Source organism: Serratia sp. TSA_105.2, from assembly GCF_052692115.1.
Genome location: NZ_JBQZFT010000014.1, coordinates 22,988 through 46,750, shown reverse-complemented (window position 1 = coordinate 46,750; position 23,763 = coordinate 22,988). Strand labels below are relative to the sequence as shown.

Below are 23,763 nucleotides of genomic sequence, written 5' to 3'. Positions count from 1 at the left end.
TCATCCCTCGGCGGCGCTTCGTTCTTGATCATCGTAGCGTGAGCGGGCCGCCCTGAAGGCGTCGGCGGAGGCGATAATCCACGACCAGAGCGGCAGCATGTTGAGCAGCATCTCTTTCCCCGCGTCGGTGATGGTGTAAACCACGCGGGGCAGCTTTTCCTGATAATCGCAGCGCGATATCAACCCGTCCCGCTCGAGATGGCGCAGCGTCCGCGTCAGCATTCTCTGCGTCACGCCCGCTAATTGGCGGCCTATCTCGCCGTGGCGCAGCGGCCCGTGGGTGCCCAGGATATGCAATACCCCCAGCGACCAACGGTTGCCCGCATGTGCGAGGACCTCACGCTTCAACCCTTCATCGTCGTTGCTCAATTCTTCACAGAACGCCTGCGAAAATTGCAGCAGCGCTTCCCGATCGTTCGTCATATTCCTCTCCGGTATCACGCGTGTACCTAATTGAACCCGTTTTTGTCAGCTGTCAGGATGGCGCAGTGTCAAGACAGGAGGCAAGAATGAAATCCACAAATCCATCCATCAATACCGTGCTCATACTCGGCGCCGGTGAACTGGGGCTGCCGGTATTGCGCGCGATGAGCCGGCAGGCCCGGTTACACCACGCTTTAAACATCAGCGTACTGCTCCGGCCTGAGGCCGCCCGCGCCGTCACCGGCCCGCATCGCGCGCGGCGGGATGCGCTGGCGCGGCTCGGTATCGCCGCAGTGGAAGGCGACCTGCAGCAAAACAGCGTGGATGAGCTGAGCGCGTTGCTGCGCGGCTTTGACGCGGTGATCAACTGCAGCGGCTTTGTCGGCGGGGCGGGCACGCAGATAAAGATCACCCAGGCCGTTTTGCAGGCGGGCGTGGCGCGTTATTTCCCGTGGCAGTTCGGCGTGGACTACGATGTTGTCGGCACAGGCAGCGGACAACAGGTGTGGGATGAACAGCTCGAAGTGCGCCACCTGCTGCGTGCGCAGAAGGCGACGGCGTGGGTGATTGTTTCCACGGGCATTTTCACCAGCTACCTGTTTGACCCGGGTTTTGGCGTGGTGGACGCGGCCACCAAAACGGTGTGCGCGTTGGGCGACTGGCGTTACGCGGTGACGCTGACCACCCCCGAGGACATTGGCCGGCTGACGGCCGCGATTTTTTTCCATCGGCCCGCGTTTCGCAACCAGGTGGTCTATATCGCCGGGGACACGCTGACCTACCGCGAGCTTGCCGATGTCATGCAGGCGCACTGGGGCGTTGAGGTCAACAGAGTCCTGTTGGACAAAGAGCGGCTGCAGGAGGCGGTGCTGAACCATCCGCGCGACGTCGGCGCCAAATACCGGCTGGCTTTCGCCCGGCCCGACGGCGTGGCCTGGGATAAGGCGAAAACCTTCAATGTGCGCCAGGGCATAGCCACCACTACCGCCGAGCAGTGGCTGGCGCAGCAATGCCCAACCTCTCAGGACGGTTAGTCGCCCGAGCGCCGGACTCAGAACTGGCGCTGCATCCAGCGCACGTTCAGCCGCACCAGGGCGACGATGGCGCTGGAGAGCAGCCGCAGCCCGCCGGGCATGTCGCGGCGGCGGATGTCCAGCAGCAGCACGGTGCGCACCTGCGCGCTGTCGTTCCAGACCTCGTGTTCGAAGGTATCGTCCCACAGCATGAACTCCCCCTCGTGCAGCCGGTATTCGCGGCCGTCCACTTTCAGCACCGCCGCCGGCACCCCGTCGGCGCGTTTGGGCATGTCCAGCACCAGATAGCCGCGCAGAATGCCGCGGAACGGCCCGCGGTGGGGCGGCACCTGTTTACCGGGCGCCAGGAAGGAGAGCGAGGCGGACAGCACGTCCGGCGACGAGGCGATCAGCGCTGCCAGCGTCGGGCAGCGTGCCAGGTTGCGGGCGATCGGCTGGCCGTAGGCCTTCATGATGAACATGCGCCAGTCGCGCGCGTCGTTGGCGGAGATCGATTCCTGCTGGATCATGATCTCGTGAAAACGGGGAATATTGTGCAGATCGTGGGCGACGGTCAGCGCCTCTTCGCGGATCTGCCGCCATTGGGCGATGAAACGTTCGGCGTCGGGGAACAGCGCGGCGCTGTCGAGCACCGGCTTGCCCTGAATGCGGCGATCGTAAACATTGCGCAATGCGAGCACGGACCAATCATAAATCGCGGACATAATGACCTCGCCTCAGAAAACGCCAAATGGACACTGCGCGCGGTTCTTCGGCGCGGCGCGTCGTCTGCGGCGGCCGGGGGGGAAGAGCGGCAGGAAAAATTGGTACGCTTCAATAGATTAGCACAGCATTTGTGCAACCGTGTGTCTGCGAATGTGTCGAAATGCGGCGAAAAAAACCACACAATTAAAGTGTGACGCGTATCGCATTTAGCGGGCCGGTTGGTTAAAATATCGCGACTTGCCCGCACCTGTCCGGATTTTGTTTACCATGGAACACGCTCCCGTTTCGCGCTCAACCGCCTGGTTGCGCGTGGTTATCCTCGCCGTCTCGGCCTTTATCTTCAACACCACCGAATTTATTCCGGTCGGGCTGCTGAGCGACATCGCCGCCAGCTTCTCGATGCAAACCGAACAGGTCGGCCTGATCATCACCATCTACGCCTGGATCGTCGCCGCCGCCTCGTTGGCGTGCATGCTGCTGACCAGCAAAATCGAACGCCGCAAGCTGCTGATCGGCGTGTTCATGCTGTTTATCGCCAGCCATGTGCTGACCGCCGTGGCCTGGAACTTCACCACGTTGGTCATCTCGCGCGCCGGCGTGGCGCTGGCGCACTCGGTGTTCTGGTCGATCACCGCCTCGCTGGCGATCCGCGTGGCGCCGCCGGGCAAGAAAGCCCAGGCGCTGAGCCTGCTGGCGGGCGGCACCGCGCTGGCTATGGTGCTCGGGCTGCCGCTCGGGCGGGTGGTGGGGCAACTGCTCGGCTGGCGCATGACCTTTATCGGCATCGCGGTGTGCGCCACCCTGGCGCTGGTGCTGCTGTGGCGCCTGCTGCCGGTGCTGAAAAGCGAGCACTCCGGTTCGCTGGCCAGTGTGCCGCTGCTGTTCAAACGCCCGGCACTGCTGGCGCTGTACATGCTGACCGTCATCGTGGTGACGGCGCACTTCACCGCCTACAGCTACATCGAGCCGTTTATCCAGACCGTGGCCGGGCTGTCGGAGAACTTCACCACGCTGATGCTGCTGCTGTTCGGCGCCGCCGGCATCGTCGGCAGCCTGCTGTTCAGCCGCTACAGCGAGCGTTTCCCTTCCGGCTTCTTTATCGGCGCCATCGCGCTACTGGCCTTGAGCCTGCTGCTGCTGTTGCCGGCCGCCGGCAGCGAAAGCCACCTGACCGTGCTGTGCATCTTCTGGGGCATGGCGATCATGGCCATCGGCCTGTCGATGCAGGCCAAAGTACTGAGCCTGGCGCCGGATGCCACCGACGTGGCGATGGCGATCTTCTCCGGCCTGTACAACTTCGGCATCGGCAGCGGGGCGCTGCTGGGCAACCAGGTGAGCCTGCATCTGGGCATGGGCAACATCGGTTTCGTCGCCGCGCCGCTGGCGCTGATCGCTCTCGGTTGGTGCCTGCTGAGCGTCTACCGCAGCGAACGGCTGCAGCAGCACTCCAGCCGTTAAGCTGTCGATTCGGGATGCCGCTGCGGCATCCCAGGTTGCATTTTCCTGCTATAAAACAGGCTGCTGCAGCGTTTTATGCTTAACTTCTTTTCATAGTCTGCTAATTAAAAATTTAACTCCGACGCCGCTTCGCTAGCATAGAAAGTCATCAAAAATGTTAATGCGAGGTTAACGGTGAGTGACTCTGTAGCGGCGTCGCCGATCCATGCGCGGGATTTGGCGGCCAGAATCGACGCCTTGCCCGCGTCGGCCGGTCTGTGGCGCTTTATCATTCTGCTGTCGCTGGGCGGCTTTTTCGAACTCTACGATCTGTTCCAGACCGGCTATATCAGCACCGGCCTTATCGCCGACGGCATTTTCCACACCGGCGCACAGGGCGTCTTCGGCGTGTCGGACCAGGCGGCCTTCGCCTCCGCCACCTTTCTTGGCCTGTTCGTCGGCGCCAGCCTGCTGAGCCCGTACGCCGATCGCTTCGGCCGCCGCGCCACCTTCATGTTCGCCCTGATCTGGTATGGCGCCTTCTCGCTGCTGCTGGCGTTTCAACAGCAGGCGGAGTGGGTGATCTTTCTGCGCTTTCTGGTGGGCGTCGGGCTCGGCATTGAGCTGGTGACCATCGATACCTACCTGACGGAATGGGTGCCGGCACACTTGCGCACCCGGGCTTTCGCCTTCGCGTTCTTCGTGCAGTTCCTGTCGGTGCCGGCGGTGGCGCTGATGTCCTGGTGGCTGGTGCCGCAGACGATTTGGGGCCTGAGCGGCTGGCGCTACGTGGTGATCGCCGGCGCGCTGGCTTCGCTGGTGATCTGGCTGGTGCGCAAGGGGCTGCCGGAGTCGCCGCGCTGGCTGGTGCAGCAGCGGCGCTATGCGCAGGCCCGGCAGGTGATGCGGGACATGGAGCGGCGCTGCGGCGTGGCGGCTACGGATTTCCCGTCGCGCCCGGTTGACGATGCCGAGGGGGCGCCGCTGCGCGGCCGTTTTCGCGATATCTGGGCGCCGCAGTACCGCGATCGCACGCTGATGCTGGTGGTGATGAATTTCTTTCAGGCCATCGGCTTCTTCGGCTTCGGCAACTGGCTGCCGGCGCTGCTGTCGGGCAAGGGCGCTTCGGTCACCCACAGCCTGCTGTACGCTTTCTTCATCACGCTGGCCTACCCGCTGGGCTCGCTGCTGTGCAGCTTCTATGCCGACAAGATGGAGAACAAGTGGCAGATCGTGTTGTCTTGCCTGGTGACGGTGATCTTCGGCTCGCTGTTCGCGCTGCAGAACAACCCGCTGTGGCTGATCCTGTGCGGCTTCTTCATCACCTGGTCCAACGCCTGGCTGACCTACAGCTACCACTCCTATCAATCCGAGATCTTCCCGACCCACATCCGCGCCCGCGCCGTCGGTTTCTGCTACTCCTTCAGCCGGCTGTCGACGGTGTTCAGCAGCATCATCATCGGCATTATCTTGCAGTACGGCGGCTCGCTGGGGGTGATCGCGTTTATCGTCGCCAGCATGCTGATCGTGATGCTGGTGATCGGGCTGTTCGGCCCGAAAACGCGCGGCATCGATCTGGAAAACATCTGACGTTTTGCGCCGGTGGCGACGCCGGCCTCTTCAGCAAAAAAACTCGCGATCATGCGAAAATTATTCCGTTATCACTGCTTTTGCGCCTGCCGTACTGTTACCCGGTACAAAATCCAATTCAATACCGAGCGGGGAACACGTCATGAGCATCCTCACCGCGCCCGATGGCGCGCGCATTTTCTACAAGGATTGGGGCCGCGGCCAGCCGATCCTGTTCTCCCACGGTTGGCCGCTGTCCGCCGACGCCTGGGACAACCAACTGCTGTTTTTCGGCCAGAGCGGGTTCCGGGTGATCGCCCACGATCGCCGCGGCCACGGCCGTTCCGATCAGACCTGGCACGGTAACGACATCAACCAATACGCCGACGATCTGGCTCTGCTGATTGAAACGCTGGATCTGCGCGATCTGATCCTGGTCGGCCATGCCATCGGCGGCGGCGAAGTGGCGCGCTACATCGGCCGCCACGGCAGTGATCGGGTGGCGAAGGTGGTGCTGGTGGGCGCCGTGCCGCCGCTGATGCTGCAAACGCCGGCTAACCCGGAAGGCGCACCCATGGCGGCCTTCGACGGCATTCGCAGCGGCGTGGCGGGCAACCGCTCGCAGTTCTTCAAAGATCTGGCGGTGCCGTTCTACGGCTTCCACTGCGACGAGGTGGAGAGCAATGCGGGGCTGATCGACCACTTCTGGCTGATGGCCATGCAGGGTGGCGTGAAAGGGCAGTACGACGGCGTGAGCGCGTTCTCCGAAGTGGATTACACCGCCGATCTGCTGGCGATCGACAGACCGACACTGCTGGTGCACGGCGACGCCGATCAGATCGTGCCGATCGGCGCCTCGGCGCTGAAAGCCGCTAAGCTTATGCAACAGGCGGAGCTGAACGTTTACGCCGGCGGCGCTCACGGCTTGGCGCAGGTCGATCCCGATCGCTTCAACGCCGATCTGCTGGCCTTTATCCAGAATTCGCCGTTTTAAGGGGGCGCGATGAATCTGACTGCTATCGCCGCCCGCTGCGCGCAGCGGCTGCATGCGCCCGCGGTGCGCTGGTTGCTGCTGCTCGCCATTTGCGCCGCCTACATCCAGGGCGGGTTGGTCAAGGCGCTGAACGTCGAAGGCGCGGTTGCCGAGATGACTCACTTCGGCCTGCAGCCGGCGGCGCTGTTCGCCGTGCTGGTGACGCTGCTGGAACTGGTGGCGTCGGCGCTGATCCTGAGCGGCTTTTATCGCTGGCTCGGCGCGTTGGCGCTGGCCGGTTTTACCCTGATGGCGACGCTGATGGCCAATCCGTTCTGGCAGTTCGACGGGGCGGAACGCGGCCAGATGATGAATGGATTTTTTGAACACCTCGGGCTGGCCGGCGCGCTGTTGCTGGTGGCATTTAACGATTTGAAGGAGCGAATGGATGGCTGAACAGACGGAAAACAAGGCGGCGGCGGGCGGCTTCGCGCCGCTGAAAATCCCATTATTTGCGGTGCTGTGGGGTGCCACGGTGCTCGGCAACGTCGGCAGCTTTATGCGCGACGTCGCCAGCTCGTGGCTGATCACCGATCTGTCGAGCAACCCCTCGGCGGTGGCGCTGATGCAGACCGCCGCCACGCTGCCGGTGTTCCTGCTGGCGATCCCGGCCGGGGTACTGTCGGACATCCTCGATCGACGGCGCTTTCTGATCTTCGTGCAAATTTTGCTGGCCTGCGTCAGCGGCAGCCTGTTGCTGCTGTCGCAAACCGGCGCATTGACGGTGGAATACCTGCTGGCGCTGACCTTCGTCGGCGGCATCGGCGCGGCGCTGATGGGGCCGACCTGGCAGGCGATCGTGCCGGAGCTGGTGCCGCGCACCGAGCTGAAAAACGCCGTGGCGCTGAACTCGCTGGGCATCAACATCGCCCGCTCCATCGGCCCGGCGGCCGGCGGCCTGCTGCTGGCCAGCTTCGGCGCCGGCGCGGCCTACGGCGCGGACGTGATGAGCTATGTGCTGGTGATCGCGGCGCTGCTGTGGTGGAAGCGGCCGAAGGCCGAGGACAGCGGCCTGTCGGAACATTTCTTCGGCGCCTTCCGCGCCGGCCTGCGCTATGCCCGTTCCAGCCGCGAGCTGCACGTGGTGCTGCTGCGGGCGGCGGTGTTCTTCGCTTTCTCCAGCTCGGTCTGGGCGCTGCTGCCGCTGGTGGCGCGCCGCATGCTGGGCGGCAGCGCCGGCTTTTACGGCGTTCTGCTGGGGGCGGTAGGCGCCGGGGCGATCCTCGGCGCGATTTCGCTGCCGCGCCTGCGCCAGCGGCTGAATGCCGACGGGCTGGTGCTGCTGGCGGCGGTGCTGACCGCCGTGGTGATGGCGGCTCTGTCGCTGGCGCCGCCGCAGTGGTTGGCGGTGGTGCTGTTGTTGGTGCTGGGCGCCGGCTGGATTATCGCGCTGACCACGCTCAACGGCGCAGCGCAGGGCGTGCTGCCCAACTGGGTGCGCGGCCGCGGCCTGGCCATCTACCTGATGGTGTTCAACGGCGCGATGGCGGCGGGCAGCCTGCTGTGGGGGCTGGTGGCGCAGGAGCTGGGCGTGGCCGCCACGCTGCTGGTCGGCGGCGTCGGCCTGCTGGCGGCGGGGCTGCTGTTCCACCGCCTGCGCTTGCCGACCGGCGAGGCCGATCTGCAGCCGTCGAACCATTGGCCGGAGCCGTTGGTCAACACGCCGGTTGAGAACGATCGCGGCCCGGTGATGATTCAGGTGGAGTACCGCATCCGCGAACAGGATCGGCCGCAGTTCTTGCGCACGCTGCTGATGCTGGAGCGGGCGCGTCGCCGCGACGGCGCTTACGCCTGGGGCATCACCGAGCATACCGGCGATCCGGAATGCATCATGGAGTGGTTCCTGGTGGAGTCCTGGGCGGAGCACCTGCGGCAGCACCAGCGGGTGTCGCACGCCGACGCCGATCTGCAGCAGGAAGCGCTGCGCTTTCACATCGGGCCGGAGAAACCGGTGGTGCATCACTTCCTGTCGCTCGACCGGCATCAGGTGAAGCACTAACTGCACGGCTCACCGGCCAGAAGGTGCTATGCTTTTGGTCGGTTCGGCGGCGCGGCCGCTGTAAGACGAATGTAGTCAGCACAGGGAGACACATTGATGACGGCACCTTCTGCTTTTGCCCGCGAACTTGGGCTGCGCTATCCGATCGTTCAGGGGCCGATGAACGGCGCGTCGCCGCCGGCGTTGGCGGTAGCGGTGAGCAATGCCGGGGCGCTGGGCTCGTGCGCGGCGGCGCTGTTTTCACCGGCGGTGATCCTCGAACGGGTGCAGCAGATCCGCGCGCAGACCGCCGCGCCGTTCAACATCAACCTGTTTCTGCTCGATGAGCAGCACCCAGATCTTGCCGAGCTCAAGCGCGCCCAGCACCTGCTGCGGCCATTCCGCGAAGCGCTGGGGCTGAGCGAGCCGCCGATCCCCACCCAATTTGCCGAAAACAACCGCGACCAGATCGCGGCCTTGCTGGAGGCGGCGCCGCCGGTGGCCAGCTTCACCTTCGGCGTGCTGCCGCGCGCCACGGTCACGCAGTTCAAGAAGGCTGGCTCGCGGGTGATCGGCACCGCCACCACGGTGGCGGAAGCCCGCGCCTGGGAAGAGGCGGGCGCCGACTTCGTTTGCGTCTCGGGCTCGGAGGCGGGCGGCCACCGCCCGACCTTCCTCGGCGACATCGAGCAATCCTGCGTCGGCCTGATGGCCCTGCTGCCGCAGGTGGCGGCGGCGGTGAAGATCCCGGTGATCGCCGCGGGCGGCATCATGAACGGGCGCGGTATCGCGGCGGCGCGCTTGCTGGGCGCGCAGGCGGCGCAGCTGGGCACCGCGTTCCTGTGCAGCCCGGAGTCGGGCATCGCCGAAGCCTGGCGGGCGGCGCTGCGCAACGCCGGCGATGACAGCACGCGCCTGACGCGCGCCTTCAGCGGCCGCCCGGCGCGCGGCATCGTCAATGATTTCATGCGCCAGATGCGCGCGGAAGAGGCGCAGATCCTGCCTTATCCGGTGCAGAATGCGCTCACCGGCGATATTCGCCAGGCGGCGGCCAAGGCCGGGCGCGGGGAGTTTATGTCGCTGTGGGCCGGGCAGGGCGTGGGCCTGGCGCGGCCGATGCCGGCCGCGGAGCTGGTCGCCACCCTGGCGGCGGAGCTGGAAGCGGTGTGAGCTCGTATGCGCGATTTGGGGGGAGCAACGGAGCCAAAACCGTCGTTTTCTGACCCTGGGCTCGACTGAAAACCAATCTGGCGTGGAATTAGCCATCAACGAAAACGTCCAACAAACTCTCGTTTGTTGGACGCTGCTTAAAACGCACTTATGGAAGGCACTGGTAATTACTCAATACCGTATTTTTTCTCGGTTACGAATGCGGGTTCTTTCCAGTTTGGACCTTTTTTAACAAGCATTTTTTCTCCCCATTCGACAATCCCATTACTGCGCATCTCTTCAAAAACTTTCAATAGTTCTCCATTTCCAACAACATCAAATCGGTAACGAACAAAGAAATTATCCAACTGCGGATAACCGATCCCTTTTGTCGAACCAGCGAAGAAAGACACTACATCGTATACACTTTCTTTTTCAATCATAGACTTAAAATCAATCATAGTTCTTCCCTCTTAGCTTGCTCTTCTGCTGCATTAATTGCTTCAGGAGTATACAAAGGTTCATTTCGTTCATTTATTTTATAGTCTTCTAGGGTGGCAGTATGCGTATTATTCCATACCTCACCTTGGTTATCGGGGATTATGCCATCCTTAATCCCAAGATTCCTATATCGTTCCAACTCCCTGATTTCATGGGTGTAAAAACGCTTGTCGGTATCGGTGGGCTGCATTTCGCCCCTCAGGATTTTATCCAGGCGGTTGATCATTACCTTGTTGGCATCAGATTCAGCAAACCGCTGGGTATGCAGCTTCACCTTGTCCACGCCGGCACGGTCAATGGTGGCGGTTTTCCAGTCCAGATTCTGAATCGGGCCACCGGCCTTGTCCGTGTTGTAGTCGCGACCACTGTATTGCCCTTTAGCGTTGGTTTCGCCATAGATACCACTGAGCATGACATAGACAGGCTCAACGCCGGTCCCCGTTGCATCAGGCTGCCAGTAGATAAAATCCTGCAGTGGCATGTCATCTGCAGGGAACGTCGTCGTGACGATACTGTCGGCCTGCTTTATCTCCGTACCGGTATGCACCGGCGTTACCGGCGCTGCAGGCGCAGGATTGCCGGTATGCCACGGCCCCGACGGGGCAGCGCCCGGGTTTATCAAAATGGTTCGCCCCGGCGCACCGGCCACCGCCGGCAAGGTGATCCGGTCCAGACCGGTTTTTTCATCGCGAACCGGCCGATACACCGGTACGGTAGCGGAGACGCCGCCCGTTCCTGTTTTGACCAGTATTACCTCTTGCTGACCGTTATTCCCCCGGCGAATAAACCCGCGCACCGGCAAATCGACCGTGGTCATTTCCGGCTGAATCGGTGTTTTCCCTGCGGCAACCAGGCTGGCCGGAACGGTAAACATCTGTGTCAAATCACGACCCAGCAATTTATCAATATCGCTCTGACTTTCACCGGCTTTCCCCGGCCAGAATCCGACAACGAAGGCGCCGACTGCCGGAGCTACCGCACTGAGCGTGGCAACCCGGGAAACTTCGACGGCGCCGCGCCACACTCCACCGGATACCCAGCCGGCCAGCTCACTGGCGCTGGTCATCACGCTGTTGATCCATGTCGATAATTGTACCATACCGCCCGCGCGGTTGAGCACCATGACCCCGGCCGTGGCCATCGCGGCATTGGCCGCTTTTATCATGCCGGGTGTATAGACCGGGGCGTCCAGTACGCCGGCTTTGGCGAACAGCGCTTTCCGTACAGCCTCAGCTTTGCGGGCCTCTTCGGCTTTGCGGGCTTCTTCAGCTTTGCGGGCTTCTTCAGCTCGACGGGCTTCCTCTGCCTTACGGGCTTCCTCAGCTTTGCGGACCTCCTCTTCCTTCTCACGCTGTTCACTTTCTAAATGTTCAATATTTTGTTTGGCTGTGTCAATTTCTGATTGTATTCTCTTCTCTTCTTCCAGTTTTTTACCCATTTCCTTTCTGTTTAATGATTGCTGCTCCCTAACCCAGGAGGTGGGCTTTTCTCTAGAGAAGAACCAGTCTTCATTATTCAGCTTTAAATATTCCTGATGTACTTTTCGTTTATTAGCTTCATTTCGAAGTATGGTAAGGCGCTCTTTACTTACCTTTAACTTGCTAATAATTACTTTTAGGTTTGCTTTCTCGAACTCAGTCAGTTGACTACTTTCAGCTTTCTTGCTTAATGCGTCAATATCCTTTTGAATTTCTTTAATTTGGTTGTCAATTTCATTTGCTTTATTAGCTGCAAACTGAATGGCTGCATCTGAATCCTCACGGTAACTCTCTTTTGCTTCATTACTGAATGGCGTGATATCATCATCTTCAGGATCAAAAGCACTTATCGGTTTATTAATATCGGAAATTTTTTGATCCCAGATATGGGTAATATTACTCAATTCCTTCTGTCTATCAGGTAAACCCTCGCCAACCCATGCTTCTACAACCATATTGCTATCTGATAAGTCAAACCCTCGTTGCCACCCATGTCCATTCCAGTTGTATCCCATTGAAGTCATTACATCGCGTTCATACTGCGTTGTATTTTCATATCGTGTCATAATCCGATCCCTCTTCAAATAGAACGATGTAATCGACACGCTGCCGAGCTGCGAATAACGCAGACATTATCGAACCGGGAAGCAGCTTCTGCATTGACACCGCCTTGACGCTCCCTTCCTTTACCATCACCGTAATTAAATCCATTCATCATTGAGTTCCTTTCCGTCATCGTGTTGTAAGCGTGGTACTCACCTGTAAAGGCGCTGAGAGGCATTCAGTGCTAACCACCCCAATATTGTTAATCAGGCGCGCTCAATGCCTTTTTCCAAGGCAACCAGTCGTCTTTCAAAAGCCTCTCGCTCTGTTTCGCGCAGTGAGCGTTCTTCTTTAAGCGCTTCAACCAGCAACGCGACCACGCCGTTGATATTGATGCTGCGGGCGTCTTTCAGCACGCTGCCGTCATTGAGTTTCAGCTCGGTCTGGGTCACGGATTGGGGGAGAATTTCTTCCACTTCCTGTGCAATCACGCCGGCTTCTGGCACCCCCTGTTTGAGGTAGGTGTAACCGCCGATATGGGCCAGCTTGTCCAGGGCGCCGTCAATTTTTGTGATATCGGTTTTCATGCGGACATCTGAGCTGCTGTTCCAGGTGCCGTTGGCATAAGCGTTGCCACCATTGCGGAATTCGTACCAGCCTTGCGCCCCGCCGTTGGCAACGTTCAATACCAGAGAGTGGTGAGAGCCGACAAATTCATGGTGATAGAAGTTTGCATACAGGTTCCCGCGCCCCTGCAGATGCAACCCGTTGGTAATGCGACTTTTATCATTGTCAGCGCTCCGGTTTCCTGACGCCCAAATCCATCCATCGGGATTACGCTTGGTTAATTGCCCCACCGAAAGCTCGGCATTGGCCCTGACTTGAAGTTCATTCCAGTTCCCCTGCCAGTCACGGTAAGAGAGCAGGCCATAATCTTCTTTGCCAGCGACCACGCGCGACCCCATCAGCATGGTCGTAGTGATGTTACCGCTGGTGAAGTTGGTATGTACGGCGGCCGCATCATAGACCTGCCCGTTGATAAGCGGGGTGGGCCCTGTGGTCGCGGTGGAAATACCCGCGTTGTGTGAAATCATTGCCCCGCCTGCAATATCGACGCCGTTTAGCAGTGCTGCTCTGCCGGAGGAGAGATTAAATCCGAAAGGTCGTAATGTGTTCCACTGGCCATCTTGAGCCTGCCCCGATGCCGTGGTCAGCATATAAAAATTCTGTCCATCGTTACGCAACATCACGCCGGTGTTGCCGTTGGCCAGTCGAAAGCCGTTGGCAGATTTTGAGACGATTTCACCGTCGCTGACGACCCGTTTGCGCAGTGTAGTCAGCGACTTTAGTTCGGTGATGTCGTCGTTGACGCCACTCTGTACCTGGGCATTTTTCTTTTGTTCAGCCATGATAATTCCTCGGTTTATTAATAAGTTCCTGCCATGGAAATGGCACATGGTAACGCTTTACAGACAGTTAACGACGCTGCGCATTTAAGGCGAGGATGGTTAAAAATTACGAAAACTGTATGCATGAACAGTAGGTTATGAGCATCAGGAATAGATATCAAATGATAATGACTATCATTTGCTGTGTGATGACTGAGACAAGAAAGAAGAACGGATGATTTCTGGCGATGACGTGATAACTTATTAATTTATAGATTAATAGTCATTTAAATTGACTGCTTAAGTGCGTTTGTTGTTCCGTTGCTCCCCACACCCATTTACTGCTTTGGCGATATGGGAACCGCGCAAAAAACGCCAGCGGCAGGCCTGAAAAGAAATAAACAGTCCGGCGTTCGCGCCGGACTGCGGGTTTGCCTTGGCTAGACGAGAATATCGGCGGAAGCGTCGACCTGCCCAACGATTTTAACCAGGAAATCAGGCTGGTTATGACCGGAAAGATTGATCGCCAGATCGGTGACATTCTGCTGCGAGTCATAATTCAGCGCCGCTTCATACAACGAGCCGCTTAAACTATTCACGAAGTGCAACTCGCTCCCTTCTGCCTTAGCCGTCTGGTTGATCCACGAGAGATCGATTTTATCCACCGCCGTCTGGAAATCACGGATCCAGTCCGGTGCGGCGGCTTGGCTGTCGCCGGCTGCGCGGAAGACAAAGGTGTCCGCGCCTGCATTGCCCCAGAGCTGATCGGTGCCGCCGGCACCGTAAATGATGTCGTTGCCTGCACCGCCTTTTAGCGTATTGTTCAGCGCGTTGCCCACTAAAATGTCGGCGCCGCTGCCGCCGATGATATTTTCAATCTGCGCGCCGTAGGCGATGGCGATATTCGCCTTCAATCCGCCCACATCTGAGAATGAGCCTTCGTTAATGTTGATGCGCTGATCCTGGCTGTAGCCTGAAAAATCCAGCGTGTCATTGCCGCCGGCATCCCAGATAGCCGCCACGATTTTGTCCGTGGACGCCTTAACGCTCAAAAAGTCTCTGTCCGTATTCGAGTTGAAACCATAGGTGGTATCGCCGGTGCGCGTGGTGGTATTCGCGCCGTACAGCTTCTGAATGGCGGTAATATCATCCAGCTGCGGCCCCGAGGGCCATACGCCTTTATAGTCGGTACCGGTGTTTTGTTCACTAAAATAGCTCATCAAAGAATATTGATGGTCGTCCTCATAATATTTCGCTGAGTTGGTGTAGGTGGGGTAAGTCGCGTTGGAGGCATCATAGTTTCCGGGGTGGGAGAGCCCGAGCGCATGCCCTATTTCATGGGTGAGCGTATCCCTGGCATAGTTATTGGTCTGCGGATTCGAAGCGTCGTAGCCTTTGTTGCCGCTGATCCAGATGGTGCTTTTAAGGTCGTTTTGCGTACTTTCATAGGAGGTGTAATTGCCTCCGCTGGCCGCCTTATAAAAACCAAACTTTATATCAGCGCTTTTGGCATCGGTGCCTTTGACCTCGGTGAAGTTGATATTGGCCACGTCCGACCAGGACTGCAATGAAAGCTTGGTTTGGGCTTGCTGCGCGGCGGTAAGCTGCGCGGCGCCCGTCTTATCGCTGCCGGTATAGACGGGGAAAGAGTAGGTCAAGGTAGCCGCATGGTCGGTCACGCCTTTGCCATTGGCGGAATAATGGCTCCTCAGCAGCAGATCTGAAACCTCTTGCGTGGTATATGACGGTTTACTGCTCCCCGCGTGATCGCCTCTTTCATAACGGGTTAAATAATCGGAAATCTTATCGGTCGCTAATGACATATCAAACTCCTTTGGACGTTGACAATATTGCACCTAACGCTCTATATGCTCGTACACAGGTTTGAAAATCAGGGATAATTAAGGTGATATCATTAGCTTGCCTCCTTGGTCTGGCTTGAATATCGCACTCAAGCGGGATATGTCCTTATCATTAATCACGGTGAGGAATTAATGGTGCGCAGTGGTTGGCTGAAAGCAGTATAGGCATAATTATTTTATTAATGAGTTATTCTTATATGAATCTTTTACATAAGATATGCGTAAAAGGCGTGCTTAAATAACCAGGTGGAATTAAACCTTTATTTAATATTACTCTGTAATTGGCTCGCGAAGTTTATGTGACAGATTTATCTTTTTGCTTTTCTTTGATTTTTATCTGTGAATGGCGGTGAGTAACCGCCATTGCCGTAACGCATAGAGGCGGCCACACGCCGACGATCGTCATTAATTGAGTTCGGGATTATTAAGGGCACCCGCGTACACCAATTAACTTGACTGATACTTAAAAACTGTAGGTGCCCTGCGCCAGCACGAAATTCATGTTTTTCAGCCCGGCATGCTGCTGCAGGCTGTGACCGACGTCGAAGTAGACATAGGCCACCTTGAACTGAAGATCGCTTCTCGGCGTCCAGGTGGTTTCGACCTGGTACTGATTGCCGATAAAGCGCGAGCCCTGCGCGCTGCCTTTCACCGGGCGCATCGGTCCGAGGTAGAAGGCATCCTCGCGGCGTTGCCGCCACAACGCGTCCCAGCTGAAATCGATGGACAGGGTTTGCCACGGCGTCATCGTGACCGAAGGATGGATGGCGATCAGGTTAGCCGGCGCCACCAGCCCGTTCTCGGTCAGGTAGGGCAGCTTGGGGTACATGGCGTTAAAGGTATTGAGCTGCCCATCGTGACCGTTTTTATCGCCGCTGGCGATGCCAATCTTGCCGCCAAAGCGCGGCTGCCAGCGCCAGTCGCTCACCGTATACCCGGCGTGCGCCGACGCCGACCAGGCGCGAATGTCGCGCTGTTCTGCGCTGCCGAGCTGCCAGGCGGCCTCGTTATCCCAGTCGAACCCCTGCGCCGCGCCGAAAATGCGCGCGCCGACGGTATAGCGCCGCTCTTGCCCGCTGAGCTGCGCGTAGTGGGCGTCGCTATCCTCAAAGCCGAAGGTGTAGAGATCGAGCGAGGACGCCAGCGCTGCCAGCGGCGTGGTGCCATACAGCCCCCACACCTTTTGGCTGTTGTCGGTATCGTCGTCGAAACTGCCGGTTTTAAGGGTGACGGGATGGCCGATAAAGGCGTCGAGGCGGTTTTTATCCTTGGCCCAGCTGGCGCGGACGGCGTCGAAAGAACGGCGCACGTTGGGGCCGTCGCGGGTGCCCATCAGGTGCAGCGAACCCAGCGCAATCTCCTGGCGGCCGACCCGCAGGGTGCCGAGGCCGTAGGCGGTGGGCAGTTTTAAGTCCACATAGCCTTGGCCGAGATAGGCATGATCTTCGTCGGTCGGTTTGCGCCCGCGATCGCGCGGCGTGGCCAGTGACGATCCCAACTGAACATAGGCGCCAAAGTTGTCGCCATAGTCGAGGCGCGCGCCAATCAGCAGGCGCTGCATGAAGGTGTCGTCGCGTCCGCCGCTCAGGTCCCGTTGATCCGTCCATTCATAGCGCTCGCGCAGTGAACCGTCAAAAGACAGGGTGGCCGCATCGCCCAGGGGGATATTTTTCCAGGGAGACGCGGCGGGCTCCGCCGCCAGGGCGGGGAGCGTGGAGAACAGCAACAGTGCGGGAAGCGTGCGTTTCATCATGGATATCCGAAGAAAAAAGCGCGCCGCAGTGCGCCTTGGGTTTATTTAGCCGTCTGGTGAATTTCGGCGATGTAGCCGCCGGGGAACAGCACCAGCGCCGAGACGCGCTGCTCCGCCGCCGTCGAGCGCCACAGCACCTGCGCGCCGCTGGCCGTCGCTTTGGCCAGCGTGGCCGGCAGATCGTCGACGCCATAGCCGGTGCGCTCATGGCCGAACGGATAAGGCAGATGCCCGTCGGTGACGAAAATGCGCGTTTTGCCGAAGCGGGAGTCCAGTTCGATCTGGCGGATCTTGCCGTTGTCGCTGCGGCCGATCGCCGTATCGCTGACCTGTTCGTCGCTCACGACCTTGCCGTGCGAGAACGCCTGGTAGCTTTTCAGGAAATCGTCGACGCGGTAGGCGGAGAGATACAGGCGGTTTTCCGGCACGCTCAGCAGCGGCTTGTAGTCAGGCGCCTTGGTGTGCCAATAGAGCTGCATGTTAACGCCGCCGGGCCACTGGATCACCGCGTCGCGGCCGATCGGATCGTCGAAAGGCGCAACCTGCACATCGGCGCCGGCGGCCCTGGCCTGGCGGATGGCGGCGTCCATATCCCTGACCAGAAAACCGTTGCGCTCGGTGCCGAACGGGTGCGGGATCGGCGTTTTGAAATCGAACACCGAGAAGCTGCCGGCCGGCGTCAGTATCAGCTGGGAGTAGGTTTCGCTCGGCGTGGGCGTGACGTTGACCAGCACGCGTTCGGTGCGGGTGCCACCGAAGGTTTTCAGGATGCTGTCGACAAAGGCATCCATCTTGCCGCGTTCGACGTAGACATGGGTGGTGTCATATTGCGGCCCTACGGCGAGAGACGCCGTATCGGCCGCCCATGACATCGCCGGGAGCAGCAGCGCAAGGGCCGATATCCTCAGCCGACGAGAAGAAATACCGATAATATGTTGCATGATGACCTCCAGGTAGCGGTTATTTTCCTGAGTAAAGTGTGATTCCCTATGACCTTTCCCGTCGGTTGAAAAATAAAAAAGAAAAGCGCAGTGCGCGGGGTGAAGCATTAAATAAGGGCGAGCGTCTGGCGCCCAGGAAAATATCACCCAGGTGCAGAACCTCTTTTTTATTGGCATAAAAACGGTGGGCGCCTTTGGCGGCCGGGCCCGCAGCCGCTAAGGGGCGGCGATGAGAATAAGGCCCGCCTTGGCGCATATTGAGGTGAATCGAGGATAATCCATAACGGTGTTCTCCTGGATGGGATATATCGCATTAGCCAGCTGAGTTTACGGTCTTCATTGCCGTCTAAATATAAATACAGCATTAAAAGAATTGCCGCCCATCAAATTTTTATATGACTTGTTGAGTAAATACGAATAAGCGGGTAAAGAGAATATCGCGGCGCCAGCCATGGCTCGCCGAAGCAGGCCGTTGAGGGGGCTTACGCCAGGTTTGGGCGATCGTCGTAAGGGTTATTGATGTTCTTAGCGGGAAGGAACAGCGCGAAGATCAGCATTACATAGGGTGTGAAGCAGAACCATGTCAGGCACCAACCACCGGAGTAACCCGCATCATGCAAACGGCGCACATTGGCCGCTAGCATAGGCAGCAAAAACGCCGCAAGCGCGAAAATGGAAATCTCATTCATCTTGCTGGCGATAACGGCGAGATAAAGCAGAAACCAAACGTGCTGGCACAAAAGCAGCATTGAGTAAGGCCCACGGCTTTCGCGACCTGAGTAGATGAAGGTCTTTTTGTAACAGTTGAGCAGACTATTTAGGATTCTCGGTTGTTTAGACATTGCGTTCTGATTGTCCTGACTTGTTGACGAGCCATAGCGACAAACAGGTTAGAGCCAGAGAAATAAGCGCTGGGCCAGCAAAGTTAAACTGTTCAAGAGCAATTGCATCCATCGGGATTTTGTTTAGAGGTTCCAGTAACTTGCTCTTAAGCATCAAGATGAAGAGAAGGTAGACGAAGTGGATACCCACCCAAATGCTATAGATAACGGCATATCGTCTAAGGGATTTTGATTTTTTTGTCAGTACGATCTGCGTCAGGATGATGACGCCGCATAAAATGAAAATCCCGGCAGCCTTGAACTGGGTAACAACCGTTGCTGTAACGTCAGAAACAAACAATGTTTTCCCGGAAAAGTAGAGCTTTGCCATAGGGAGGTGCAGAAAATAACCAATAAAACCATAAATGACTATCAGACTAATGAACAGCATCGTTTTCTTCATTTTTTCAGCTCCTTGGCGCTGCTCAAGGATAACATCAAATTTTTCATTTCTAGTTCAGTACGAATCATTATCAGATTCTTGGTCGTCTTGTTGTATTTTGCCATTGCAGTAGGGGCTGATTGTCCACCGTTGCTCATAATGAATGAGACGTCTTTCCTGCCATAGAGCTTCATCTCTGAGATAGGATCTTGGCCATAAATGTATGGTGTGGGCACGTTAATCTTATAGGATTTCCCTAAAAAGTCGGGGAGAGGTGCTTTTGCTCCATCCAGAGGTGTTACTCTTGTTTCAAATCCGGCGAACTCCAGAGAATAGAGGGTGTTGCCTCCTTGTTTGTCTCTACTGACCAAGTCGTTGCCCATCAGTATTTTAAATTTTTCCCAAATGCCGAGCTGTGTATAGTCGATCTTTCGCCCCTCCCAAAAAACCTCTTGTTCCTTACGCAATTGGTAGACGTAGCGCTGGATTTGTACAGCAGAAGGAGAGAAGTGTCCTATGGACGGGAGTCCATTCTTGCTGAAAATTTGTTCTTTAATGATAAATATTCCTGTTTCTCCGTAAACATTAATATCGTCCATGATTAATCCTATTTCATTGATTTTTAATATTTTTAAATTGTCTTTGTATGCATCTAATCGCCTAACCTAACATGGGGTTATAAAATTTATCAATCAGTTAGTCATTTTTATGTGTTGTGTCGTCGGTTTTTTACCCTCAAATAAAAAAGCCCGCCAGGTTTACCGTGGCGGGCTTTGTGCTGTCGCTTAGTTACGCCAGGTCGAAACGATCGAGGTTCATCACTTTGTTCCAGGCGGCGACGAAGTCGTGGGCGAACTTCTCCTGCGCGTCGGCGCTGCCGTAGACTTCGGCCAGCGCGCGCAGCTGCGCGTGTGAACCGAACACCAGATCGACGCGGCTGCCGGTCCACTTGACCGCACCGCTGCGGCGATCGCGCCCTTCGAATAGGCCGTCTTCAGCGACCGGGTGCCAGGTGGTGCCCATGTCGAGCAGGTTGACGAAGAAGTCGTTGGTCAGCGCATGCGGCCGCTGGGTGAACACGCCGTGCTGCGTGCCGCCGACGTTGGCACCGAGCACCCGCAGCCCGCCGACCAGCACCGTCATTTCCGGCGCGGTCAGGGTCAGCAGCTGCGCCTTGTCGACCAGCAGCGTTTCGGCCGGCACGCGGTATTTGCCCTTCAGGAAGTTGCGGAATCCATCGGCGAGCGGCTCCATCGCTTCAAAAGAGTCCACGTCGGTCTGCTCCTGCGAAGCGTCCATGCGGCCCGGCGCGAACGGCACCGTCAGGGCCAAACCGGCGTTCTTCGCCGCCTGTTCCACGCCCGCGGCGCCGGCCAGTACGATTAAATCCGCCAGCGAGACGCGCTTGCCGCCGGTCTGCGCATCGTTGAAGGTGCGTTGGATGCTCTCCAGCTTGGCCAGCGTCGCGGCGAGCTGCGCAGGCTGGTTGACCGCCCAGTCTTTTTGTGGCGCCAGGCGAATGCGCGCGCCGTTGGCGCCGCCGCGTTTGTCGGAACCGCGGAAGCTCGAAGCGGAAGCCCAGGCGGTGGAGACTAGCGCCGACACCGGCAGGCCGGAAGCCAGCACGGCGTTTTTCAGCGCGGCGATATCCTGCTCGTCGATCAGCGGATGATCGACCGCCGGGATAGGATCCTGCCAAATCAGCTCTTCCTGCGGCACTTCCGGGCCGAGGTAGCGCGCACGCGGCCCCATATCACGGTGGGTCAGCTTGAACCAGGCCCGGGCGAAGGCGTCGGCCAGCTCTTCCGGGTGCTCATAGAAGCGGCGCGAAATCTTCTCGTAGGCCGGATCGAAGCGCAGCGACAGATCGGTGGTCAGCATGGTCGGGCGGCGTTTCTTGTTCGGATCGAAGGCGTCGGGAATGGTTTCACCGATGTCTTTCGCCACCCACTGATGCGCGCCGGCCGGGCTTTGGCTCAGCTCCCATTCGTATTCGAACAGGTGGCGGAAGAAGTCGTGGTTCCACTGGGTTGGGGTGGTGGTCCAGGTGACTTCCAGGCCGCTGGTGATGGCGTCTTTGCCGACGCCGGTGCCGAAGGTGCTGTGCCAGCCGAGGCCCTGAGACTCCAGCCCGGCCGCTTCCGGATCGGCGCCGACGTTAGACGCCGGGCCGGCGCCGTGGGTCTTGCCGAAGGTGTGGCCGCCGGCGATCAACGCCACGGTTTCTTCGTCGTTCATCGCCATGCGAGCGAAGGTTTCACGGATGTCTCGCGCGGCGGCCACCGGATCGGGGTTGCCGTCCGGGCCTTCCGGGTTGACGTAGATCAGGCCCATCTGCACCGCCGCCAGCGGGTCTTCCAGGTCGCGGTCGCCCGAGTAGCGGCTGTTTGGCCCGCCGCTCAGTTCCAGCCAGATCTTCTCCGAACCCCAGTAGACGTCGTCCGGCTCCCAGGTGTCGGCGCGGCCGCCGGCGTAGCCGAAGGTTTTGAAGCCCATCGATTCCAGCGCCACGTTGCCGGTCAGGATAATCAGGTCGGCCCAAGAGATATTGCGGCCGTATTTCTGTTTGATTGGCCACAGCAGGCGGCGCGCCTTGTCGAGGCTGACGTTGTCCGGCCAGCTGTTGAGCGGGGCGAAGCGCTGCTGGCCTTCGCCCGCGCCGCCGCGGCCGTCGCCGATGCGGTAGGTGCCGGCGCTGTGCCAGGCCATGCGGATGAACAGGCCACCGTAGTGGCCGAAGTCCGCCGGCCACCATGCCTGCGAGTCGGTCATCAGGGCGTGCAGATCCTGTTTGACCGCCGCCAGATCGAGGCTGTTGAAGGCATCGGCGTAGTTGAAGTCTTTGTCCATCGGATCGGACAGGGGGGAGTGCTGATGCAGCGGTTTCAGGCTGAGCTGATTAGGCCACCAATCCTGATTGGTGGGGCCGTCTTGCGGTGCGGGCTGCTTGCCGCCCGAAAACGGGCATTTGCTTTCAGTTGTCATGATGCGCTCTCTGCTTCCGTAAAGGTGCTCCAGCTGCCGGGCGTGGAGCGATTAACAAGGCATGCGGGTCAGGCTTGCGTCGGGTGTTGCGCTAAATAACTGAACTCAATGGAATCACATCGCCCCGGCCGCTAACGGGCACAGGGCGACTCATGGCTAAGCTTAGTCAGCGACGGCGGAGAGATAAAATAGGAATGATTGAATACTGTGATAGCTTGCGGCGATTCATGGCTGTGTTATTGATAGCCGGCACGTCGCCTTATCGGCGCCGCAGCATCACCTTGAGCACCGCGTCTGCCAGCTTGCCGAACGGCGCGCGCAGCAGATCGGTGAAGTGCCAGCGGCTTTGGATAAAGACGCCCTTGGCGTGGCTCAACGCCCGGAATCCTTCGATGCCGTGATAGGCCCCCATGCCGCTGGGGCCAATGCCGCCGAACGGCAGATCGTCTTGGGCAAAATGCAGCAGGGTGGCGTTGATGCTGACGTTGCCGGAGGTGGTACGCGCCAGCAGCCTGTCCTGCAGGGGGCCGCCTGGGCCAAAGTAGTACAGCGCCAGCGGGCGCGGCCCGGCGTTGATAACGTCGATCGCTTCATCAAAGGCGGCGTAGGTACGCACCGGCAGCAGCGGCCCGAAGATCTCTTCTTGCATGATTCGGCTGTCGTCGGGGGCGCCAACGATCAGCGTGGGGGCGAGGGTTTTCGGCCGTTCCGCCGCCGAGTCCGGGCGGTGGCCCACCGGCACGATCCGCGCGCCCCGCGCCTGGGCGTCGGCGAGCAGATTCTGCAAACGGTGGTAGTGCCTGTCGTTGATGATGGCGCCGTAGTCATGGCTCGTCGGCCCGTCGGGGTAAAACGTTTTGACCGCCGCGTCGTAGAGCGCGATGAAGCTTTCCACATCGCCCTGATGGATCAACAGGTAATCGGGCGCGATGCAGGTTTGGCCCGCGTTCGACAGTTTGCCGAACGCCAGGCTGTTAACGGTTCTGGCGGTGAGCGCGCCAGGCGCCACAACGGCGGGGCTTTTGCCGCCCAGCTCGAGCGTCAAAGGCACCAGATGTTTACCGGCCGCCTGCATGATCTGGCGGCCGATCGCCGTGCTGCCGGTGAACACCAGGTGATCGAACGCCAGTGCGCTGAACCCGGCCCCGACGTCCGGCCCGCCGGTCACCACAGCGACCTCATCGGCGGGAAACAGCGCCGCCAGCATCGTTTCGATGAGTTGGCTGGTGCGCGGCGTGAGTTCCGAAGGTTTCAGCATCACGCGGTTGCCGGCGGCCAGGGCGGTGGCCAGCGGGATGAAGGTCAACGAAAACGGGTAGTTCCACGGCGCCATGATGCCAATCACGCCTTTAGGTTGGTATTGCACATAGGCGCGCCCGGCCTGGTACGGCAGGGCGACGTGGCGGCGTTCCGGCTGCATAAAGCGCTTCAGGTGGCGCAGCAGATAATCAATCGCCTGCACGGTGACCAGGATCTCCAGGATTTCGGTTTCGTAAGGCGAGCGGTGGCCGAAGTCTGCGCTGACGGCCGCCGTCAGCGCGCCGCGCTCGGCCAAAATGGCGCTCCGCAGGCGGCGCAGGGCGGTTTTGCGCTGAGCGATCGTCGGTTCGCCGTCGCGCAGGAAGGCATGGCGCTGGGCGGCAAGCCGTTGCTCCATCGTCGTGACGGTGTCATCTCCCTGCACTTGAATTCTCCTGATGCCGAGTGAAAGCGGGAATGCG

Annotated in this window: 20 protein-coding genes; 7 read left to right on the top strand and 13 right to left on the bottom strand. The window is 59.0% G+C overall.

What is annotated here, in order from left to right:
• The gene (locus tag ACUTSC_RS23455; protein ID WP_164040454.1) at positions 1–423 is read right to left on the bottom strand and encodes a winged helix-turn-helix transcriptional regulator; all 423 of its coding nucleotides are present in this window, start codon (positions 421–423) and stop codon (positions 1–3) included.
• 86 nt (positions 424–509) lie between these two features.
• Here ACUTSC_RS23455 and ACUTSC_RS23450 point away from each other — a divergent pair, with 86 nt between their 5' ends.
• Positions 510–1,457: an NmrA family NAD(P)-binding protein gene (locus ACUTSC_RS23450; RefSeq protein WP_197768077.1), complete on the top strand. Its 948-nt coding sequence runs from the start codon at positions 510–512 to the stop codon at positions 1,455–1,457.
• A gap of 17 nt (positions 1,458–1,474) precedes the next feature.
• On the opposite strand, the gene ACUTSC_RS23445 is transcribed toward ACUTSC_RS23450, so the two are convergent.
• Positions 1,475–2,161 (bottom strand): aspartyl/asparaginyl beta-hydroxylase domain-containing protein, encoded by a 687-nt coding sequence (locus ACUTSC_RS23445; protein WP_197768076.1) that lies wholly within the window; start codon positions 2,159–2,161, stop codon positions 1,475–1,477.
• A gap of 268 nt (positions 2,162–2,429) precedes the next feature.
• Here ACUTSC_RS23445 and ACUTSC_RS23440 point away from each other — a divergent pair, with 268 nt between their 5' ends.
• The 6 genes from ACUTSC_RS23440 to ACUTSC_RS23415 all read left to right on the top strand — a co-directional run bounded on the left by ACUTSC_RS23440 (position 2,430) and on the right by ACUTSC_RS23415 (position 9,349).
• Complete coding sequence (locus tag ACUTSC_RS23440; protein ID WP_197768075.1) at positions 2,430–3,620, top strand: sugar transporter; 1,191 nt, start codon at positions 2,430–2,432, stop codon at positions 3,618–3,620.
• 174 nt (positions 3,621–3,794) lie between these two features.
• A complete protein-coding gene (locus ACUTSC_RS23435) occupies positions 3,795–5,189 on the top strand; it encodes an MFS transporter (protein WP_170852885.1) in 1,395 nt (464 codons plus the stop codon).
• A gap of 142 nt (positions 5,190–5,331) precedes the next feature.
• Positions 5,332–6,162 (top strand): alpha/beta fold hydrolase, encoded by an 831-nt coding sequence (locus tag ACUTSC_RS23430; RefSeq protein WP_060420336.1) that lies wholly within the window; start codon positions 5,332–5,334, stop codon positions 6,160–6,162.
• 9 nt (positions 6,163–6,171) lie between these two features.
• On the top strand, positions 6,172–6,597 hold the full coding sequence (locus tag ACUTSC_RS23425) for a DoxX family membrane protein (protein WP_197768073.1): 426 nt from the start codon (positions 6,172–6,174) through the stop codon (positions 6,595–6,597).
• The gene (locus tag ACUTSC_RS23420) at positions 6,590–8,200 is read left to right on the top strand and encodes an MFS transporter (protein ID WP_445653568.1); all 1,611 of its coding nucleotides are present in this window, start codon (positions 6,590–6,592) and stop codon (positions 8,198–8,200) included. Before ACUTSC_RS23425 ends, ACUTSC_RS23420 begins: the two co-directional genes overlap by 8 nt.
• A 96-nt stretch (positions 8,201–8,296) precedes the next feature.
• Entirely contained in the window at positions 8,297–9,349 is a 1,053-nt protein-coding gene (locus ACUTSC_RS23415; protein WP_197768071.1) for a nitronate monooxygenase, read from the top strand.
• Between the two features lie 167 nt (positions 9,350–9,516).
• Here ACUTSC_RS23415 and ACUTSC_RS23410 read toward each other — a convergent pair whose 3' ends face one another.
• The 11 genes from ACUTSC_RS23410 to ACUTSC_RS23360 all read right to left on the bottom strand — a co-directional run bounded on the left by ACUTSC_RS23410 (position 9,517) and on the right by ACUTSC_RS23360 (position 23,726).
• On the bottom strand, positions 9,517–9,789 hold the full coding sequence (locus ACUTSC_RS23410; RefSeq protein ID WP_047730281.1) for a hypothetical protein: 273 nt from the start codon (positions 9,787–9,789) through the stop codon (positions 9,517–9,519).
• Positions 9,786–11,873, bottom strand: coding sequence for an S-type pyocin domain-containing protein (locus ACUTSC_RS23405; protein WP_443006812.1), 2,088 nt, complete (start codon positions 11,871–11,873; stop codon positions 9,786–9,788). The genes ACUTSC_RS23410 and ACUTSC_RS23405 overlap by 4 nt, the downstream gene beginning before the upstream one ends.
• Before the next feature lie 243 nt (positions 11,874–12,116).
• The gene (locus ACUTSC_RS23400) at positions 12,117–13,259 is read right to left on the bottom strand and encodes a phage tail fiber protein (protein WP_197768069.1); all 1,143 of its coding nucleotides are present in this window, start codon (positions 13,257–13,259) and stop codon (positions 12,117–12,119) included.
• 419 nt (positions 13,260–13,678) lie between these two features.
• The gene (locus tag ACUTSC_RS23395) at positions 13,679–15,061 is read right to left on the bottom strand and encodes a serralysin family metalloprotease (RefSeq protein ID WP_197773886.1); all 1,383 of its coding nucleotides are present in this window, start codon (positions 15,059–15,061) and stop codon (positions 13,679–13,681) included.
• A gap of 502 nt (positions 15,062–15,563) precedes the next feature.
• Entirely contained in the window at positions 15,564–16,850 is a 1,287-nt protein-coding gene (locus ACUTSC_RS23390) for an alginate export family protein (RefSeq protein WP_445653567.1), read from the bottom strand.
• A gap of 44 nt (positions 16,851–16,894) precedes the next feature.
• On the bottom strand, positions 16,895–17,794 hold the full coding sequence (locus ACUTSC_RS23385) for a glyoxalase (protein ID WP_443002544.1): 900 nt from the start codon (positions 17,792–17,794) through the stop codon (positions 16,895–16,897).
• A 482-nt stretch (positions 17,795–18,276) separates the two neighbouring features.
• Positions 18,277–18,636, bottom strand: a complete 360-nt coding sequence (locus ACUTSC_RS23380; RefSeq protein ID WP_197768066.1) for a DUF805 domain-containing protein — start codon at positions 18,634–18,636, stop codon at positions 18,277–18,279.
• Positions 18,629–19,078, bottom strand: coding sequence for a hypothetical protein (locus ACUTSC_RS23375; protein WP_197768065.1), 450 nt, complete (start codon positions 19,076–19,078; stop codon positions 18,629–18,631). The genes ACUTSC_RS23380 and ACUTSC_RS23375 overlap by 8 nt, the downstream gene beginning before the upstream one ends.
• A complete protein-coding gene (locus ACUTSC_RS23370; protein ID WP_060457051.1) occupies positions 19,075–19,656 on the bottom strand; it encodes a hypothetical protein in 582 nt (193 codons plus the stop codon). The genes ACUTSC_RS23375 and ACUTSC_RS23370 overlap by 4 nt, the downstream gene beginning before the upstream one ends.
• 190 nt (positions 19,657–19,846) lie before the next feature.
• Positions 19,847–22,042: a catalase/peroxidase HPI gene (gene katG, locus ACUTSC_RS23365; RefSeq protein ID WP_197768064.1), complete on the bottom strand. Its 2,196-nt coding sequence runs from the start codon at positions 22,040–22,042 to the stop codon at positions 19,847–19,849.
• A gap of 259 nt (positions 22,043–22,301) precedes the next feature.
• Positions 22,302–23,726 carry a coniferyl aldehyde dehydrogenase gene (locus ACUTSC_RS23360; protein ID WP_443006811.1) on the bottom strand — a complete coding sequence of 475 codons (1,425 nt, stop codon included), beginning with the start codon at positions 23,724–23,726 and terminating at the stop codon, positions 22,302–22,304.
• Between the last annotated feature and the right edge of the window lie 37 nt (positions 23,727–23,763).